Genomic DNA, 17,765 nt, shown 5'->3' on the forward strand with positions numbered 1-17,765 from the left:
TCCAGTCCTCGGCGCACGTCAGAAACGCCAGATCACGTCGACAAAGGCGCGGTGCATGTACGAGTCGGCCTCTTTGCCGTAGGCATCGCCAGGCTTGAACACGCCAGCACGCAGGCGTACCAGCGCCGACGGTTCGTCGATCGACTGGCTCAGCGATGCTGGCAGCAGGCCTTGCTTGAAGTACTTGGTGACGACCACGTCCATCTCCTGGCCCAGGTCCTTCTCGCCGTTGACCAGTGGGCGGTTGACGCCTTCGTCATCGACCACCGCATTGATGCCGCTGGAGCCGATGTTCTGCTGGCCGTTGACGCGCCAGAACTTGTGGTAGATCAAGCTGGCGTCGTAGTCGTCGCGCAGCTGCCAGGAGGCGAACAGGGTGGCTGCCTGCAGGTTGCCCAGCTCACCGCGGAAGGCTTCGCCGAAGCGGTGCACCCGTGAGCGGGTGCCGGTGAAGCTGGAGCGATTGCTCTCAAGGCCGGTCTGCTCGTAGTTGTTCGAACCCTTGCTGCCGCCGCCACCGCTGCCACGAGCATAGGCCGCGCCGACTTGCCACTGCGGGTCGAGGCGCAGGCGGATACCGAGATCGGTGGCCCAGGCATTGACGTCGCCGCTCTGCTTGCCGGTGGCGACTTGCTCGTTGCCGACCAGCTCGCTGTTGAGCTTGTCGCGGTCACCGGTCAGCCAGGTCAGGCTGCCCCAGTAGTTGACGGTGTGCTGGTTGCGCCAGTTGTAGGCATCGCTGTTGGCTTCCAGGCCCAGCCAGGTCAGGTCGCCGGTGCGGCGCTTGTCCAGGCCGTCGAGGCTCTCGCCAGTGTTTTTCAGGCTGCCGCTGTCATGGGTGTGGTGCGCGCGCAGGCCAACCCAGTGACCGGGGGTCCACTGCGTGGCAACGTCGCCGTAGAAATGGGTGCGGTCCTTGTCTTCCGGAGCCAGCTCGGTGAGGTCGGTGCGGTATTCGCTGAAGCGCTGGGCCATGCCCAGGTTGGCCCGCAGCAGGGTGGTGTCGAAGGTCCAGTTGAGCGCTTCGATGTTGCTGTCACGCCACATGCCGTCGTCGTTACGCAGGCGCTGGCGGCCGAGCCGCAGTTGCTCGCCGGGGTAGGCGGTGAAGCCGCTGTAGCCGACCCAGAACTCGCGCATGGCCAGGTAGCTTTTGTCGGCTTTGCGGCCGTCGGCAGCGGTGTCGACGGTGCTGCCATCGTCGGACTGGCGCAGGGTGTCGGTTTCGATGGTGTCGGTGGCCGCGACCGCCTGGCCCATGGCAAAGGCGCTCCAGTTGCCACGCTCGCCGTAGACCCAAGGGCGCAGGTCCAGACCCAGGCCTTGCACATCACCGCCGGAGCGGGTGCCGAGGTCGCGGTCGTCTTCCGACTGGCCGGTGATTTTCACGTCGAGGCCGAAGTTCTTCTCGGCGGTGATATCGGCCAAGGTCGGGCACGACCAGAGCAGGGCGAAGCTCAGGCCGATCCCGGCCTTCACGAAGGGGTTGAGCGTCATAGGGAGGAATCCTCGGCGTCTTCATCGTCTTGCAGGGCTTCGATGGCCATCATGCTGTTGCCGGCTTTGGCCATGCTGCCGCGTGCCTGCTGCTCTTGCGCAAGCAGGCGCTGGGCCTGGCTGCGCTGCTCAGGCGTCAGTTGCTGATCGAGTTGCTGCAGCAGTTCGGTCGACTGCTGCGACGGGTTGGCCTGCGCCAGGCTGGCGAATACCCAGGCATTGCCAGGGTTCTGGCGGATGCCGTGGCCTTCGCTGTACAGCTGAGCCAGCGCATAGTCGGCGCTGAGCTGGCCGCCGCGGGCGGCGTTGAGCAGGTGATCGACCGCCTTTTGCGGCTCGACCTGGCCGAGGTAACCACGGCGGTACAACTGGCCGAGGTAGTAATGGGCGCTGATTTCGCCGGCAGCAGCGGCGGCTTGCAGATGAGTTTCGGCTTTGGCCGCATCGGCTGGCAGGGTCTTGCCTTCGTAGTACAGGCGGCCCAGCAGCAGCTCGGCACGCGGCTGTTCGGCGGCGCGGCCTTTGTCGATGTAAGCCAGCAACTGGTCGGTGTCGCCCAGCTCGGGGAAGTCATACAGCAACTGCGCCAGGCTGACCCAGGAGGCCGGGTTGGCCGGGGCAACCTGCTCGAGCAGGTCCTTGGCGGTTTTCTCGTCGGTCTGGCCCAGGCTGCGATCAGCCAGTACCCGCGCCACGCTGTCGACCCGGCTGGCCGGTACGCTGCCGCGGGCATAGGCCGACTTGAGCTGCTCAAGCAGGGCAGTGCGTTGCTCGGCCTGGTTGCGTTTCTGGTAGACGGTGGCCAGCTCGACATAGCAGATGTCGGTGCTGTTCAGGGCGGTTTTGCAGATGCGCTCGACGTCATCCAGGTGCTGATCGTAGCTGCCCTGGGTGCGGTAGAGGAGGATCTGCGCCAGGCCCGCTTCCGGGTTGCCGGCAGCGCGCCATTGTTCGATCTGTTGCTGCGCGTTGACCTTGGGGAAGCTCTGCGGGTATTGCAGATACAGCATCGCCAGCGGGATCAGGGTGTTGCTTTCGCCCTGGGCGGCGGCGCGCTTGAGCAGGCTTTCGGCCTCTTCGCGCTCGGCCTGGGTGCTGTCCGGTTTGGCTACCAGCAGGCGGCCAAGACGGGCCTGGGCCCGCGACGAGGTGCTGGCGGCGGCGCGGTAGGTGGCTTCGGCCTGCTGCAGTTGCGCAGGGTCGCGCGAGGCCACCTGAATATCGGCCAGGCCGACCTGCGCATCGCTGTAGCCGAGATCAGCCAAGGCCTTGTAGTTGCGCTCGGCAGTGGCGGTGTCGCCACGCTTGAGCGCTTCGTTGGCCAGGCGCTGATCGGGCAGGCCGGCGCAGCCACTCAGGGCAATGGCGATCGCCAGTGAGCACCAGGTGGCTGGGCGCGCGCCGGGCGACGCCATGGGTAGGTTGAACAGGCTCATGGTCAGATCCTCTTACAGCCCACGGGCCGCAGCTTTGCTGATCAGCCAATCCAGCGAAGGGCCGCGATCGCTGTTGACCGCTGCCGGGCGACCGGCCAGTTCGGCGGGCAAGGCACCGTCGGGTTTGATCTGCACGCGGATGTCGGAGGCCAGGTCTTCGCTGTTGAGGCTTGCGCTGCTGACGATCTGGCCAGTGCGCACTTCGTCTTCACCGGCGATCTGGAAGTTAACCTTGGTGCCCGGCTTTACCTCGTCGAACTGGCGGTAGCTGAAGCGCGCCTCGATCATCGGGTTGGTGGTGCGCGGTACCAAGTGGAAGATCGGCTGGCCTTTGCTGGCGTACTGGTCGTCATCCACCAGTTGCTCGGCGACGACGCAATCACACGGGCTGGTAAGGGTACCGGCGAGTTGCTTGCCGAACAGTTCCTCGACCTTGGCCGGCTCCAGCTGCGAGTCGTCCAGGTGGCCTTTGAGCATGTCCAGCATGCTGGTGCTGAAGCTTGCCAGTGGCGCGCCCTTGACCACTTGCCCGCCGCTTTCGACTAGGCTCTTGACGGTGCCGTCGCGGGGCATGGTCACGGTGGTGGTCGGCACGGCGACCACACCGGCTTCGGCGTGGCTGACGAAGTACATGCCATACAGCGACTTGGCGACAAAACCAAAGGCGGCGATACCGACCACGAACACGCCCAGGGTCACGGTCACGGCACGCAGGCGGCCAAACGCGCTCAGACCCGAGCCGCCGTCCTTCTGCTTGCGCGCCTTGGTGAAGTTGTCGCGTTGCAGGGTACTGAGCACGTCACCGGCAGTGATCAACTCGCCCGACAGGTGCGAGGTGATGATGTGGCGCAGGGTGGCGATGTCGCGTGGCTCGAGATTCTGGAACTCCGCACCGGTACGGCCGGTGGCGGCGTCGCTGGTGCGCACCAAAAACTCGATGTCCATCGACAGGCCGAGGTTGTCGACCACGAACTGCAGGCGACCGCGGATCACTTCGCCGATCGGCAGTGCGCGCTTGGCCTGGAAGGACAGGCCGCCAGCAGACAGGTCATCGACCTTGGCCTCTTGCGGCTCACGGTTGCCGTCCACAAAACGCAGCTTGGCGGGGATACGCACCCGGGCGTGTTGGCGCTGGGCTTCGGACTCATGCACGACATTGACGTTGACGGCGTTATTCATGGCGATTTCAAGTTCCTGTTAGTTCTGATCCGGAGGGGCTCACACGACCATGAACAGCACAGCAACGAAGATGCTGGCCGCCGAGAAGGTCATGGTCCGCGAGGACCAGGTGTTGAACCATTGTTGAAAGCTGGCAAGGTCACGCTTGAGGGCAGTCGGCTGACGCGTCCAGGACTGCTTGTCGAGGCGGAAGAACACGTAGATCTTCATCATCGCGCCGACGATCTGGTTGTAATAAAGGATCACGGGATAGGCCGGGCCTACCTTGTGCCCAGAGCACAGCAGCATGATCGTCAGGATCAGCCGGGTGATGCCGATCCACAGCAGGTACACCAGCAGGTATGCCATGCCGAATTTCAGGCTGGCGATCACCGCCACAGTCAGCCCGAGCAGGCTGGTCCACATCGACACACGCTGGTCGAACAGCACCAGGCTGGTGAACGGGCCGAGGCGCTTCAGGCCCAAGCCAAGGGCGCGCGAGTTCTGCCGCAGGTTGTTGCCGTACCAGCGGTACATCAGTTTGCGGCTGGCCTTGAGGAAGCTCTTTTCCGGCGGGTGCTCGACCGTGTTGATCGCCGCGTCCGGTACGTAGAAGGTGTCGTAGCCAAGGCGCATCAGGCTGAACCAGCTCGACTTGTCGTCACCGGTAAGGAACTTGAAGCGGCCCAGGCGCCAGTGCATCAGTGAGTCGCTTTCGACATCGGCGATGAACTCGGGGTTGGTCACCACGCTGGCGCGGAACATCGACATGCGCCCGGTCATGGTCAGTACGCGCTTGGACAGGGCCATCGAGCACATGTTGATATGGCGCTGGGCGAAGCGCAGCTTGTGCCACTCGCTCATGATGTAGCCGCCGCGCACTTCGCAGAATTCGTTGGTGGTCAGGCCACCGACATTGGGGTACAGCTTGAACCAGGGTACGGTCTTGCGCACGATGCCGTCGCCGAGCACGGTGTCGCCGTCGATCACGGCCACTACGGCATGCTGGTCGGGCATCATCCGCGAGATGGCACGGAAGCCGAAGGCCAGGCCATCGCGCTTGCCGGTACCGGCAATACGCACGAAATCGAGGGTGACGTGCTCTGGTGGGTTGTATTTGGCCCACAGGCTTTTCACCAACAGCTCATCGCACTTTTCCACCAACGAGCAGACCACGGTGGTCGGGTAGCCGCAGTTGATCGCTTCGCGAATCACCGAGCTGTACACCTGCGCGGTGGTCAGCGCATCGATGCGAAAGCTGGTGACCATCAGGTACACATGCGATGGCGCGGCGTCGTCGCCCAGCTTGCGTACCTTGTTGCGCAGGTACGGATAGACGCCATACAGGAAGATCATGCCGCGGATGAAATGGGTGGCGCCCATCGAGTAACGCCAGATGCCGACCGCACCGACCAGGAAGATGAAATGCTTCGACTCGGAATCGAAGATGTCGCTGGGCAGGGCCAGGGCGATCAACATGAGCAAGCTCATGTAGAGCAGCCATCCGGCGCACTGCATCAGTACTGTCTGGAACCTATGCATGTTCGGCATCCGTCACGAAATTCAGTAGAGAGCGGGGCCTTGCGGCCCCGCGTCAGGCTGGCTTACCAGCAGATGCCTTCGGTGCGGCTGGTGCTGCAGGTGGGCTTGCTCATGAAGCCAACCAGGTCGATCACTTGCTTGCCGGCCGGCGCTTGCTGGGCAAGGGCGCGGAACTGCTCGTCACGGTTGCCGAGGATGATGATTTCGGCGTCGTTGATGACTTGCTCGAAGTTGGCGTTGAGCAGCGACGAGACGTGCGGGATCTTCGACTCGATGTACTCTTTGTTGGCGCCGTGGACACGGGCGTACTCAACGTTCTGGTCGTAGATGTTGAGCTGGTAGCCTTTGCCAATCAGGCGCTCGGCCAGTTCCACCAGCGGGCTCTCGCGCAGGTCGTCGGTGCCGGCCTTGAAGCTCAGGCCGAGCAGGGCGATCTTGCGTTTGTCGTGGCTCTCGATGATGTCGAAGGCGTTCTGCACCTGCGATTCGTTGCTGCGCATCAGCGAGTCGAGCAGCGGGGCACGTACGTCGAGGCTGGCAGCGCGGTAGGTGAGGGCGCGCACGTCCTTGGGCAGGCACGAGCCGCCGAAGGCGAAGCCTGGGCGCATGTAGTACTGCGACAGGTTGAGTACGGTGTCCTGGCAGACCACGTCCATCACTTCGCGGCCATCGACGCCGACCGCCTTGGCGATGTTGCCGATTTCGTTGGCGAAGGTGACCTTGGTTGCGTGCCAGACGTTGCAGGTGTACTTGATCATTTCGGCAACGGCGATGTCCTTGCGGATCACCGGCGCATCGAGCTCTTCGTACAGCGCTTGCAGGACGTCGCCGCTGGCGGTGTCGAACTCGCCGATGACAGTCATCGGTGGCTGGTCGTAGTCCTTGATCGCGGTGCTTTCACGCAGGAATTCAGGGTTGACCGCGACACCGAAGTCGACGCCGGCCTTTTTCCCCGAGCAGTCTTCCAGGATCGGGATGACCACGTTCTTGACGGTGCCAGGCAGCACGGTGCTGCGCACCACGATGGTGTGGCGGCTGGCTTTGTCACGCAGCACGTAACCGATTTCGCGGCAAACCGATTCGATGTACTCAAGGCCCAGGTCGCCGTTTTTCTTGCTTGGCGTGCCCACGCAGATCATCGACACGTCGCTGGCGCGGATGGCCTCGGCGAAGTCGGTGGTGCCACGCAGACGGCCATTGGCGATGCCCTGTTGCAGCAGTTGCTCAAGGCCCGGCTCGACGATGGGCGACTTGCCCTTGTTGATCAGGTCGATCTTGGTCTGCGACACATCCACACCAATCACTTCATGGCCCCGTGCCGACAGGCAGCCTGCACACACTGCACCCACATAACCCAAACCAAAAATGCTGATACGCATCGCTTTCACCTCAAGTGTTTATCACGCCGACTCTTCCACGGAAGTGCCGGCCGGTTTGATTAACCAGCATTAATTCGGGCGCACTTTGCCAAGGCGAGTGCACACTTCACCGAACGCAGGCATGAATAAATCCGGAGTGCACAACGGTGTGCACTCTAAGTAGGCAGTCAAAGACCGATCATTAAAAAACGTGCCCTGAAATGCAGCCGTCTTTACTGCAGCGCGCTACGTGGCGAACTGCTGTGCTTGTTCTTTCAAGTGGATAAATCCTTTGAAATCAACCACTAGGACGTTTAAGGGGCTTGCATCTCCTTCAGCTGGCAGCGCGCTTGGTGGTTACCGTGGCGTCTGCCTAAGTTCTTCGGCCGGGTAGTAGGTACCTGCCGCTTGTCATCTGTAAGTCATCTCTCACATGCAGCGATGAAGATTCGTTACGGGTCCTATGAGGGGCACCTTGGGGGCAAAGTTCCTGAACCGAAACTGACGAAATGAAAGATTTCTAAATATTTATCTAAGTGCGCATAGTTGCATGGTGATAGCACGCGACGGTTTCACCCCGGTATATAAAGGGTGAAAACCCAGCGGGATGGTTATATGCCATCACCGGAAAAATAATTGCAAAATTCGTCAAAAAATTACGAACGGTCTGCTGGCGCGGCGGCGTCGAGCTTGTCTTGTCGATTATTTGGCGCCTGATGTTTGGCGTTTAATGCCGCTCCGCCCCGTCTATCACGCGGTGCTCTGCAATGGGGCTCACATGCCGTAACAGAGCAAGACCTTACGAACCTTAAGGGTTTGAGGCTGGGTGCCGTTAGAGATGATGGATGAGCTGCAGGTGCTGGCCTGGAACGATGGAGCGTCGTGGGCAGCCTTGGATCAGAAGTCACCTTCAGCAGCCAGTGAGCAGCGCCCATCCGATGAAGGGTGCGCGCTGCCACCCAGCAGATCCGATCCACGGAGCTGCCCAATAGGGAAGAGTCAATATGAGAAATCTGATGGTAGGCATCATGGGCGCTGTATCCCTGTCCACTGTGGGGCTGGCGCATGCTGGGCCGCCTGTAGAGGTAACATTCAAAAACATGGGGTCGGCGAAAGCGACCCTGAAAATAGTTACTTCCAATGAGTCCAGCACTTACTTGGCTGCCAAGCCAAAGCCCGCTGAGGAAGTCCCTGCTGGGGCTAGCAATAACTTTACGGTACAGCGAGTAATTAGTCCTGACGTGAACGCGGCTATGGTGCGATACACGATCGGTCAGAAGACGTGTGCTTTCGGCACCACGTTTCAGATGCGCGTGTTGCCCGGGGGAATAAAAAAGCCGGAATGGACCAAAACGGCCACCCCGTCTGGGGGAGCCACCTGTACGGCGATCATTACTGCTACTGCTGCTAATTACTCATGGCGAGTTGAGTTCGTGATGAAGTAGCGTTTTACCCAACAGCGCCGCCCGCTCAGGTGTAACGAGTGGGTTGCACATGATCTGGGCGTGCGCTTAATCCAAGGCGGGCGCTCGAAATGAACAGGTGCATGATGCAAATAAAGAATAATGAATTCACCCTGAATAGCGCCAGTGAGGTACGAGTTTCCGCACGCAATACTGGTGATCAAAGCTCACCTGTAAATGGTGTGGTTGTCAGCGAAAACAGCCAGGAAACCCTATCATCACTTGCTCAGAGGCTGAGTGCAGCTGAACAACGCGCAAGTGCTCGTGACAGTCAATTAAGCCGTAAGGAACTGACCGCTTTGGCTGCATCCATCAGAGAAAAAGTGTATGGGGCAAGTTACGATCTCAACAAAGCAAAACATGATGCAGAATTACCTGGCAGCGATGACCCTCAGTGGCTTGCAAGTGCCCGGCAAGCGACGGATTTTATCAATGGTCGAAGTGAGAACCCATTCTTTGGCATGAGTGCACAGCAGTTGAGTGTTATTGCCTATGACGAAGGAGGTTCGTTCACGACTAATGAACGTCAGGCGGCGATGATTGAGTCAGGTCGGCAGTACAGTGAATGGTCAAAGTCTGTTGTTGGGAAAATGTGGAATGAGTATCAGCAGAGAGGAAAAAGTACCGAAGGTCTTAAGGAGATCTTGGCATATTACAAGGCGCTGCCAGCAATAGAGGAATCACGTTACGGCAATTATGAAGTGGAAATCATGCTTCAGCTGGACGTGCAGGAAGTTGACTGGCCAGAATTCAATACGTCTCTTCTTGATATGTTGGCCAACGAATGGAAACCCGCTAATGAACGCAAGGATGCGGCCGGCGACGAGGGCAGCGCCAAAGGTCTTGGCAACGAGGCAAGTCCCTCATGAGTCCCGCCATCTCGCTTGAACACGTCCACCATTCACTCGGCGGCGAGGTGATCCTTGGTGATGTCTCGCTGTCGATCGCTCATGGTCAATCCTGCGCCATCGTTGGCCCGTCAGGCTCTGGCAAAAGCACGCTGCTTAACCTGATCGGTCTGCTCGATGAACCCTGTCAGGGCCGTGTGCTGATCGGTGGTGAGAACATGACCGGTGCCAGCGGTGCGCAACGGGCAATGATGCGTAACCGCAGCATCGGCTTCGTCTTTCAAAGCTTCCACTTGCTGCCGCGCTTGACTGTGCTGGACAACGTTGCCTTGCCGCTTTTTTATCGCGGCATGCCTGTGCTGCGGGCCAGATGCGCCGCGCGACGGCAGCTGCAGTCGGTCGGGTTGGGGGCGCGCATGAGCCATCGGCCAGCCGAGCTTTCCGGCGGCCAGCGTCAACGCGTCGCGATCGCCCGCGCGTTGGTCGGCGAGCCGCAGTTGTTACTCGCCGATGAGCCCACCGGCAACCTTGATGGCGAAGCGGCGGCAGATGTGCTTGAGCTATTGAAAGCGCTCAATCGTGAGCGCGGTGTGACGCTGTTGCTGGTCACTCATGATCCCGCGATGGCCAGCCACATGCAGCGCTGCTTGAACGTGTGGGCAGGGCAGGTCGGCGATGCTCGCTGAACATTACGGGCCGAGCGCTTCTCAGCGGCTGGCCGAATCGATAGCAAACCTGGGCACGATGGGGCGTCGCGCCTGGCTGGGCTTGTTGGGCATTGCGGTGGGCTGCGCCGCAGTGGTGGCGTTGCTCAATGTCGGCCATAGCGCCGCCTTGCAATCTCGGCAGTTATTTCAAGGCATGGGCAGCGAGTTGCTGGTCGCCACTTTGCAGCGTGATAGCGAGACCCCGGCGATGACGGCTCAGCCGCCGCAGCTGTCAGCGGTTTCACCACTGCTGATCAGCGCAGCGCCGCTGGCGATGGCGCCGGTCGAGGTGCGTCTGGGCGCTATCAGTGAAGCGCTCATGGTCACAGGCAGTACACCGGCGTTAGCCACTGTTCTCGACCTGACCGCCGACCAGGGACGGTTGTTGTCAGAGCATGACGCCCACAGCCCTTACCTGCTGCTGGGGGCGATCGCTGCGCAGCAACTGCAGGCGTGCGTGGGCGACCAGTTGCAGCTGGGTCGCTATCTGTTCGAAGTGATCGGCATCCTTGCTCCGATTGGCTACAACCCGTTGCTGCCAGTGGCGGTCGATGACGGCTTGCTGATACCGCTGCAAGCCATGCGCCGCTTGTCATCGGCACCGCAGATCAGCGCGGTAGTGGCGCTGGCGCGCAATTCACAAAGCGTGCGCGTTGCTGCTGATGAATTGGCCGGTGATCTGCGCATGCAACTGCCCGGCGCTGAAGTCGAAGTGCAGGTACCCCAGCAGTTGCTTGATGGCATGGCCAGCCAGGCGCGTCTGTTCAGCTGGTTGTTGGCAGGCCTGGGCGCTATCGCACTGCTGGTTGGCGGCGTAGGCGTCATGAATGTAATGCTGATGAGCGTCATCGAGCGGCGGCGTGAGATCGGCGTACGCATGGCGCTCGGCGCACGGCCTGTGGATATCGCTTGGTTGTTTCTGCTCGAGGCGGTGATTCTGGCAAGTGGCGGGGCTGTGCTTGGTTCGATGGTTGGGGTACTGGCCGCCTGGTTGTTCGCTTGGCTGTCGGGCTGGGATTTTGCCCTTGATCCCTGGTCGATACCGCTGGGCGTGGTCAGTGCGCTGCTGATCGGGGTGTTCTTCGGCCTGCAGCCGGCGCTGGCTGCTGCGCGTCTGCAACCCGTGGCAGCGCTGCGTGATGAATGACCGGATGATGCGCTGCTGCCTGCTGCCTGCTGCTGTGCCTGCTGCCTGGTATCACCGCAGCCGCCTTGCGCTCGCCTGGCCAGATCATCCCCGGGGCGGTTTCGGCCAAGGCGGTTACAGCTCGTGACCAGCTGGTGTTGAGTCTGAGCGACGCGATTGCCTTGGCCTTGCGCGACAACCGCAGTATTCGCAGTGCTTACTTGCAGCGCATTGCTGACAAGTTCGAGCTGCGCGTTGCAGTTGACCGCTACGCGCCACAACTTTCCTTCAAGGCGCAGTATCAGGCCAACCGCAATCAGGACGATCGCTATCGCCAGGCAGAGTTAACGCCCAGCGCGAGTGTGCTGACGGCTTACGGCACCCGCGTGAGTCTCGACTGGGCCTACGGCCAGACTCGGGGCAATGCAGTTGGGCCGCGTTATCGTGACGGTGCTAACCTTATGCTGATCCAGCCGCTGCTCAGAGGTGCAGGGCGTGACATAGCCATGGCACCGTTGCATCAGGCGGAACTGGCTGAGCAGGCCAATCGACTGGCCCTCAAAGATCAAGTGTCACACACCATCACCAGCATCATTGGCTTGTATCGCGACCTGTTACGTGCGCAGGAACAACTAAACATCACCGATGATGCACGGCAACGGGCCAGCCAGCTGATTGCCGTCAACCGCGAGCTGATTGACGCCGGGCGCATGGCCGCGTTCGAGATTGTTCAGGCCGAAGCAGAGCTGGCCAATCAGGAACTGGCTCTGGAGGGCAGTCGTAATAACCTGCACGCTGGCCGCCTGGCGCTGCTGCAAGCACTGGCTCTGGACCTGGACATGCCCTTGCGCGTTAGCGAAGAGGCGGAAGCCGAGCCGATCGGGCTAGATCCGAGGCGGGCTTTAGCCCAGGCTGAAGCCTTGCAGCCGATCTATCTGCTGCAGTTGCTGGCCGATCAGCAAGCAGACCTCGATCTGCGCCTTGCCAAGGATCAGCAGCGCTGGGACTTGTCGTTGATCGGTGCTACCAGCCAGGCCCGTGAGCGGCCAAGTTCCGGCAAGGTCTGGGAACACTATCTGGGGTTGCAGTTGGAAATCCCAATTGCTGACTTGAGCCGGCGGCAAGGGCTGGTACGGGCCCAAGTCGCCGTTGATAGTCGACGCTTGCAACTGGCCGACGCCCGTCAGCAACTGCAGCGCGAGGTTGTCGATGGCGTGCGCGAAGTGCAGGTCAGCTGGCGCCAGTTGCAAATCGCCGGGCGAGCACTTGATCTGTCACGGCGCAAGCTCGCCATCGAACAGGAGAAGCTAGCGCTCGGCCTGTCGAGCAACTTTCAGGTGCTCAGTTTCGAGAGCGATCTGCGCGGCGCACAGAGTGCACGGCTGGACGCGCAGATCGCCTATTTGAATGCGCAGACCGCTCTTGACTTGATTCTGGGCACGACATTGGACAGCTGGGACGTGGCCATCAATGACTAGGCAGCAGGTGTTGGCAATTTCGATGCTGGTGCTTGGCTGCCTTCTGCTGAGCCCATGGCGCCCTTGGCCGGCAGAGGTGAGCGAGAATAGTGTCGGGTCATGGCTGCGGATCGAGCCGCAACTCATCGAGCAGCGCCTTGGCGTGCTCGGGCGGATTCAGGCTGTTCGTCAAGTGACCGTGGCGGCGCCGTTTGCCGGCCTGCTTCAGGCGCTGCCGATAGCGCCGGGGCAGCAGGTGGCAGCGGGAGAAATCATTGCTGTACTCGACACTGCTGAACTGGACCCGCAGCTTGGCCAAGCTGAAGCGCAGCTGCTGCAGAGCCAGCGCGCGTTGCGGCAACTGCAAGCCTGGGCAAGCGGCTCGGAGATGGCCCAGGCCAAACGCGCGCAGGCTATGGCCAGCAGCAGCCTGGAGCTCGCGCAGGCAGCCTTGAAGCAGACGCAGCGGCTGTTCGACCGGGGTATCGTCGCCCGTCAGGAAGTGGAGGCCTTGCAGCAACAAGTGGTGATGCTGCAGCAGGACCTGCTTGATGCCAGGCAGCATCTGCGACAAACCCGTGAGCGCGGGCAAGGCGTAGATTTGCGACTGGCGAGCATTGAACTCGACGCTGCTCAAGCGCGCCAGCGCGAGTTGGCGGCGTTACGTAACCAGCGCGAGGTACGCGCACCGTTCAGTGGGCTGCTGGTGCCTCGGCTAAGCGAGGACCGCCAACTTGCGCTGCAAGTCGGCCAGTTGGCCAGTCAAGGCACGCCGCTGTTTGTGCTGGTCGATCTGAGCCAGTTACAGGTGCGCGCCGCACTGGAGCAAAGCGATCTGCACAAGGTTCACGAGGGGATGTTCGTGCAGGTAAGCGGGGAGGGGTTTGCTGGGCACACGCTCAACGGCCGGGTCGTCGCGGTTGGTCAGCAGGCCAGGACCGAGGAGGGGCAGGGCGCCTGGTTCGATTTGTTGATTGCTCTGGATACTCAGCCAGACCCGGTCGCGCTGGGCGTTCGGCTAGGGATGAGCGCGCAGGTGACCGTGTTGCTGTACAGCAATGAGCAAGCGCTGGCGGTGCCTGCAGCGGCGCTGCGTACTGACGACGGCAGTGGCCACTACGTGCTGTATCGCGCGGACGACTATCAGCCAGGGCGCAATGTTGTCGTCACGCCCCTGCGCGCAGTGCCGCAAGGCGTCGAAGTTCAAGGGCTGGAGGCGGGTTGGGTCTGGGTGGAGTAAGACGCTGGCGGTCAGCACGTCCTTTGGCGTGTAGGAGCGGCCTCGCCGGAACGCCGGACCGGTCGGAAAGGCGCGCGTAGCGTGCCCTCATTTTCAGCTTCGCCGCCGACATCGCCGGCCCGCTTTGCGGGCCTTTCGCGACACAAGGCCGCTCCTACACGTGATCCCGCAGAAACACCAGCTGATCCGGCTTCGACTGCTCAACACTGTAGTAGTACCCCTGCACATCGAACTGCTTGAGCTGCTCCGGATCGGCGATCCGCTCCTGGATCACGAACCGGCTCATCATCCCGCGGGCTTTCTTGGCGTAGAAGCTGATGATCTTGTACTGGCCGTTCTTCCAGTCCTTGAAATCGACGTTGATGACCCGTGCCTTGAGCGCGCTGCGTTTGACCGCACTGAAATACTCGTTACTGGCCAGGTTGAGCAGCACGTCGTCGCCTTGCTCGGCCAGTGCCTGATTCAGCCATTCGCTGATGCGCGTGTCCCAGAAGGCGTACAGGTCCTTGCCGCGTGGGTTGGCCAGCTTGGTGCCCATCTCCAGGCGGTAGGGTTGCATCAGGTCGAGTGGGCGCAGTAGGCCGTAGAGGCCGGAGAGCATGCGCAGGTGATCCTGGGCGTAGCTGAAGTCGTCTTCACTGAGGCTTTCGGCGTCGAGCCCGGTGTATACGTCACCTTTGAACGCGAGCAGCGCTTGTTTGGCATTGTCTGGGGTGAAGTCTGCGCTCCAGCTGCCAAAGCGTGCGGCGTTGAGGCCGGCCAGTTTGTCCGAGAGGTGCATCAGCTCGCTGATCTGTGCCGGGCTCAGGTCGCGCAGTTGGCTGATCAGCGCCTGCGAGTGATCCAGATACTGCGGCAGGGTGAAACGCTCGGTCACCGGCGGGGTGTCGTAGTCGAGGGTTTTGGCGGGGGAAATCACCGTCAGCATCGGGTCGGCTCCTGAAATCGAATTGGGCCGATTCTACGGGCTGAACCGGGCAAGTCCAAACTATGCCGACGATAGTCACAGAACATCGACGAGGGTCGCGCTATAGTGCCGGCCAGGATGAAATGGAGAATCTGATCGTGCGCATTGCCTTGGCCGTGCTGGCCAGTGTGTTGAGCCTGGCCGTGCAAGCCGCCCCGGTCGTCCCGGCCAGCTTTGATCGCAGCCTGTGGCCAGAGCAACTGGACAGCCCGGTGCTGTTCGATGTGGCGTCGCGGGCCGAGATCCTGTCGTTTGCCCAGGTGCTGCAGGAGAGCGAAATGCTCGACGAGCCGGCGCTGGCGGCGCGGCTGCAGCTCAGGCAGGTCAACCTGCCGGTAGTGCGTGCGGTGCGGGCGCGGATGTGGCAGCGGCTGTGGCAGAACTACCAGCAGGCGCAGCGCAGTTGCGAGCAGGATGCGTCGTTCTGCTATCCGCTCGAGTCGATGGCCGAATTGCGCACCCGGGCGGCCACGTTCAATGCCGATGTCGGCGAGTTCTATGTCGGCTGGACCGAACCCAGCCATAGCTTCCATCGGCGTTACCTGGATGAACAGCTGCGCAAGGCCGCGCTGTTCCCGCAGACCAGCAGCGAGATCGAACGGCTGTCCAGCCGCGAGCGCAACGGCGATGAACTGAATGACCGGATGTTCCTGCTGACCTTTGTTGGCGGACCAGGCGGGCAGGGCAGCAGCACCGACAACCTGGCCGATTACCTGCGCCGGCAGAAACTCAACGCCACCTTCTTCGTCCTTGGCAACCGCCTGCAGCAGCGCCGCGACAGCGGCGCTGGCCGATTGCAGGACGTGTACCGCAAGCAGTGCGTTGGCATCCAGGGCTGGGAGTATCGCTCCCACGCGCAATGGCAGGGTTGGCAGGATTCACTGCGGCGCAGCCAGGCGTGGGTGCAGGCCGAGTTACCCGAGCAGTACGTGCCGCTGTTCCGTCCGCCCTATGGCCAGCGGCGCAGCGATGGTGAGGCGTTCATGGCCAGCGAAGGGCTGCAGGTGTCGTTGTGGGATATCGACGCAATGGACGATGGCGCACTGACCGCCGAGGCATCAGCCCAGCGTGTGGTGACGCTGATGCTGTTGTGGCGCAAGGGCGTTATCCAGTTTCATGACAACCAGAGCAAGGCTCAGCCGGCGCTGGAGTGGCTGCTGCAGCACACGGTGCAGAGCGGTATCGGTTGGCAGGATTGCAAGGAATACGGGCGCGGCGCAGACGCTGACGCAACGGCGCAAAGCGGCGTAGGCGGGTGATGGCGATTGAGCTTGATATATGACTCTAGACCCATGCCGGGGCTTCGCCAAGGTCGGATCGTCATTCGGAAAAATAAACTTCATCAACACGTAAAAAAGCTTTTTTTGTTCATCGTTTTTGCGGTATGAAAGAACCAGACAGCCGATTCCTGCAGCACAGGTGGCGTCATCCAGACCCTCCTTTGCCAGGTGAGCCCCCCGCCCGTAACAACGCGGATACGGGGAGAACGGCGTCACTCTGCGACGCAGCCAGAATGCGTCGCGCGGTTCTGACATAAGGTGCCCGAGTATGGATGACCATGGACGCAACCCTTCCTCCAGCAAGCCAATCCTGTATGTGCTCGATACCAACGTCCTGATCCACGATCCCAACGCCCTGCTCAACTTCGAGGAGCACCACGTCGCTATCCCGATGACGGTGCTGGAGGAACTCGACAAGCTCAAGACGGGCACAAAGACCATCGCCGCCGACTGTCGCCAGGCCATTCGCCTGATCGACCAGACCCTTGCCGACGCGTCACCCAATGACGTCGAACAGGGCGTGCCGATCCAGCGTGGCAAGAGCGGAGCAAAAGGCTTCCTGTCGATCCTGATGGGCCCGCGCAGCGAGCCCAATCGCCTGCTGCCGGAAAACCTCGCTGACAACATCATCATCAACCAGTTGCTGGAACTGCGCGCCAAACGTGCGGATCTTGACGTGGTGCTGGTCACCAAAGACATCAACATGCGCCTCAAGGCGCGCGCCTGCGGCATTGCCGCCGAGGACTACAGCACCGACCAACTGGTTGACGACGTATCGCTGTTGTCCAAGGGCTATCACTCGGTCAGCGGTTCCTTCTGGGACCGCGTCAACAAGGTCGACACGCGTCAGGAGCGCGGCCGTACCTGGCACCGGGTACAACTGACCGACCCGTTGCCGTCGGTGCACGTCAACGAGTTCATCATCGACGAGCAAGGCTTCGTCGGCTGGGTCAAAGGCATCCGCGAGGGCGAACTGCTGTTGCTCGACCTGCACCAGGAGCCGCTGTTGCACCAGGAAGCCTGGGGCCTGAAACCGCGTGACATCCACCAGAGCCTGGCGCTGTTCGCCTTGCTCGATCCGGATATCCATCTGGTCAACCTGACCGGCGCAGCGGGTTCGGGGAAGACCATCCTGGCGTTGGCGGCAGCCATCGAACAAACCATGGTCAGCAAACGCTACCGGCGCATCATCGCCACCCGCAGCGTGCAGGGGCTGGATCAGGAGATCGGCTTCCTGCCCGGTACCGAGGCGGAGAAGATGGAGCCTTGGCTGGGCGCTATCACCGACAACCTCGAAGCCCTGCACATGGACGACGAGAGTACCCACGGCAGTGTCGAGTACATCCTTGAACGGGTACCGCTGCAGTTCAAATCGCTGAACTATATCCGCGGTCGCAGTTTCCAGCAGAGCCTGATCCTGATCGATGAATGCCAGAACCTCACCCCGCACCAGATGAAAACCATCATCACCCGTGCCGGTGCTGGCTCCAAGGTGGTCTGCCTGGGCAACCTGGCGCAGATCGACACCCCTTACCTGTCCGCAACCAGCTCGGGCCTGACCTACCTGACCGAGCGCTTCAAGGACTTCCCCCACGGCGTGCACATCACCCTGCAGGGTGTTCCGCGCTCGGTGCTCGCCGAGTACGCCGAGTCGCATATGTAAACCATCTGGCCGGGCGGTTCGCC

At 61.5% G+C, this 17,765-nt stretch carries 13 protein-coding genes; 7 read left to right on the plus strand and 6 right to left on the minus strand.

What is annotated here, in order from left to right; all coding sequences use genetic code 11:
- Positions 1-18: 18 nt before the first annotated feature.
- The 5 genes from M2396_RS15815 to M2396_RS15835 are packed head-to-tail and all read right to left on the minus strand — an operon-like array spanning position 19 to position 7,012.
- The gene (locus tag M2396_RS15815; protein ID WP_101322045.1) at positions 19-1,497 is read right to left on the minus strand and encodes an alginate export family protein; all 1,479 of its coding nucleotides are present in this window, start codon (positions 1,495-1,497) and stop codon (positions 19-21) included.
- Positions 1,494-2,912 carry an alginate biosynthesis TPR repeat lipoprotein AlgK gene (gene algK / locus M2396_RS15820; protein WP_103438849.1) on the minus strand — a complete coding sequence of 473 codons (1,419 nt, stop codon included), beginning with the start codon at positions 2,910-2,912 and terminating at the stop codon, positions 1,494-1,496. The genes M2396_RS15815 and algK overlap by 4 nt, the downstream gene beginning before the upstream one ends.
- Before the next feature lie 33 nt (positions 2,913-2,945).
- On the minus strand, positions 2,946-4,112 hold the full coding sequence (locus M2396_RS15825; RefSeq protein WP_101322044.1) for an alginate biosynthesis protein Alg44: 1,167 nt from the start codon (positions 4,110-4,112) through the stop codon (positions 2,946-2,948).
- A 39-nt stretch (positions 4,113-4,151) separates the two neighbouring features.
- Entirely contained in the window at positions 4,152-5,642 is a 1,491-nt protein-coding gene (locus M2396_RS15830; RefSeq protein ID WP_101322043.1) for a glycosyltransferase family 2 protein, read from the minus strand.
- A gap of 53 nt (positions 5,643-5,695) precedes the next feature.
- A complete protein-coding gene (locus M2396_RS15835) occupies positions 5,696-7,012 on the minus strand; it encodes a nucleotide sugar dehydrogenase (protein WP_101322042.1) in 1,317 nt (438 codons plus the stop codon).
- A 1,525-nt stretch (positions 7,013-8,537) separates the two neighbouring features.
- Here M2396_RS15835 and M2396_RS15840 point away from each other — a divergent pair.
- The 5 genes from M2396_RS15840 to M2396_RS15860 all read left to right on the plus strand — a co-directional run bounded on the left by M2396_RS15840 (position 8,538) and on the right by M2396_RS15860 (position 13,832).
- Positions 8,538-9,323 (plus strand): hypothetical protein, encoded by a 786-nt coding sequence (locus tag M2396_RS15840; RefSeq protein WP_259075921.1) that lies wholly within the window; start codon positions 8,538-8,540, stop codon positions 9,321-9,323.
- Entirely contained in the window at positions 9,320-9,988 is a 669-nt protein-coding gene (locus tag M2396_RS15845; protein WP_259075923.1) for an ABC transporter ATP-binding protein, read from the plus strand. Before M2396_RS15840 ends, M2396_RS15845 begins: the two co-directional genes overlap by 4 nt.
- On the plus strand, positions 9,978-11,156 hold the full coding sequence (locus M2396_RS15850) for an ABC transporter permease (RefSeq protein WP_259075925.1): 1,179 nt from the start codon (positions 9,978-9,980) through the stop codon (positions 11,154-11,156). The genes M2396_RS15845 and M2396_RS15850 overlap by 11 nt, the downstream gene beginning before the upstream one ends.
- 65 nt (positions 11,157-11,221) lie before the next feature.
- The gene (locus tag M2396_RS15855) at positions 11,222-12,613 is read left to right on the plus strand and encodes a TolC family protein (protein WP_259075927.1); all 1,392 of its coding nucleotides are present in this window, start codon (positions 11,222-11,224) and stop codon (positions 12,611-12,613) included.
- Positions 12,614-12,689: 76 nt separating this feature from the next.
- Complete coding sequence (locus tag M2396_RS15860; RefSeq protein WP_259075929.1) at positions 12,690-13,832, plus strand: efflux RND transporter periplasmic adaptor subunit; 1,143 nt, start codon at positions 12,690-12,692, stop codon at positions 13,830-13,832.
- 154 nt (positions 13,833-13,986) lie between these two features.
- Here the strand turns inward: M2396_RS15860 and yaaA are convergent, their stop codons facing one another.
- Positions 13,987-14,760 carry a peroxide stress protein YaaA gene (gene yaaA / locus M2396_RS15865; protein WP_220632511.1) on the minus strand — a complete coding sequence of 258 codons (774 nt, stop codon included), beginning with the start codon at positions 14,758-14,760 and terminating at the stop codon, positions 13,987-13,989.
- A 137-nt stretch (positions 14,761-14,897) separates the two neighbouring features.
- Here yaaA and M2396_RS15870 point away from each other — a divergent pair, with 137 nt between their 5' ends.
- Both M2396_RS15870 and M2396_RS15875 read left to right on the plus strand, forming a co-directional pair.
- Entirely contained in the window at positions 14,898-16,058 is a 1,161-nt protein-coding gene (locus M2396_RS15870) for a polysaccharide deacetylase family protein (protein WP_259076220.1), read from the plus strand.
- Positions 16,059-16,347: 289 nt separating this feature from the next.
- Entirely contained in the window at positions 16,348-17,742 is a 1,395-nt protein-coding gene (locus tag M2396_RS15875; protein ID WP_220632510.1) for a PhoH family protein, read from the plus strand.
- Positions 17,743-17,765 lie beyond the last annotated feature (23 nt).

The organism is Pseudomonas sp. BIGb0278 (assembly GCF_024809895.1).
GTDB classification, from domain to species: Bacteria; Pseudomonadota; Gammaproteobacteria; order Pseudomonadales; family Pseudomonadaceae; genus Aquipseudomonas; species Aquipseudomonas shirazensis.

Excerpts from the sequence above, each read along its gene's own strand:
- algK (WP_103438849.1), bottom strand. The coding sequence starts at position 2,912 with ATGGCGTCGCCCGGCGCGCGCCCAGCCACCTGGTGCTCACTGGCGATC.
- M2396_RS15825 (WP_101322044.1), bottom strand. The coding sequence starts at position 4,112 with ATGAATAACGCCGTCAACGTCAATGTCGTGCATGAGTCCGAAGCCCAG.
- M2396_RS15830 (WP_101322043.1), bottom strand. The coding sequence starts at position 5,642 with ATGCCGAACATGCATAGGTTCCAGACAGTACTGATGCAGTGCGCCGGA.
- M2396_RS15850 (WP_259075925.1), top strand. The coding sequence starts at position 9,978 with ATGCTCGCTGAACATTACGGGCCGAGCGCTTCTCAGCGGCTGGCCGAA.
- M2396_RS15815 (WP_101322045.1), bottom strand. The coding sequence starts at position 1,497 with ATGACGCTCAACCCCTTCGTGAAGGCCGGGATCGGCCTGAGCTTCGCC.
- M2396_RS15840 (WP_259075921.1), top strand. The coding sequence starts at position 8,538 with ATGATGCAAATAAAGAATAATGAATTCACCCTGAATAGCGCCAGTGAG.
- M2396_RS15845 (WP_259075923.1), top strand. The coding sequence starts at position 9,320 with ATGAGTCCCGCCATCTCGCTTGAACACGTCCACCATTCACTCGGCGGC.
- M2396_RS15835 (WP_101322042.1), bottom strand. The coding sequence starts at position 7,012 with ATGCGTATCAGCATTTTTGGTTTGGGTTATGTGGGTGCAGTGTGTGCA.
- M2396_RS15875 (WP_220632510.1), top strand. The coding sequence starts at position 16,348 with ATGGATGACCATGGACGCAACCCTTCCTCCAGCAAGCCAATCCTGTAT.
- yaaA (WP_220632511.1), bottom strand. The coding sequence starts at position 14,760 with ATGCTGACGGTGATTTCCCCCGCCAAAACCCTCGACTACGACACCCCG.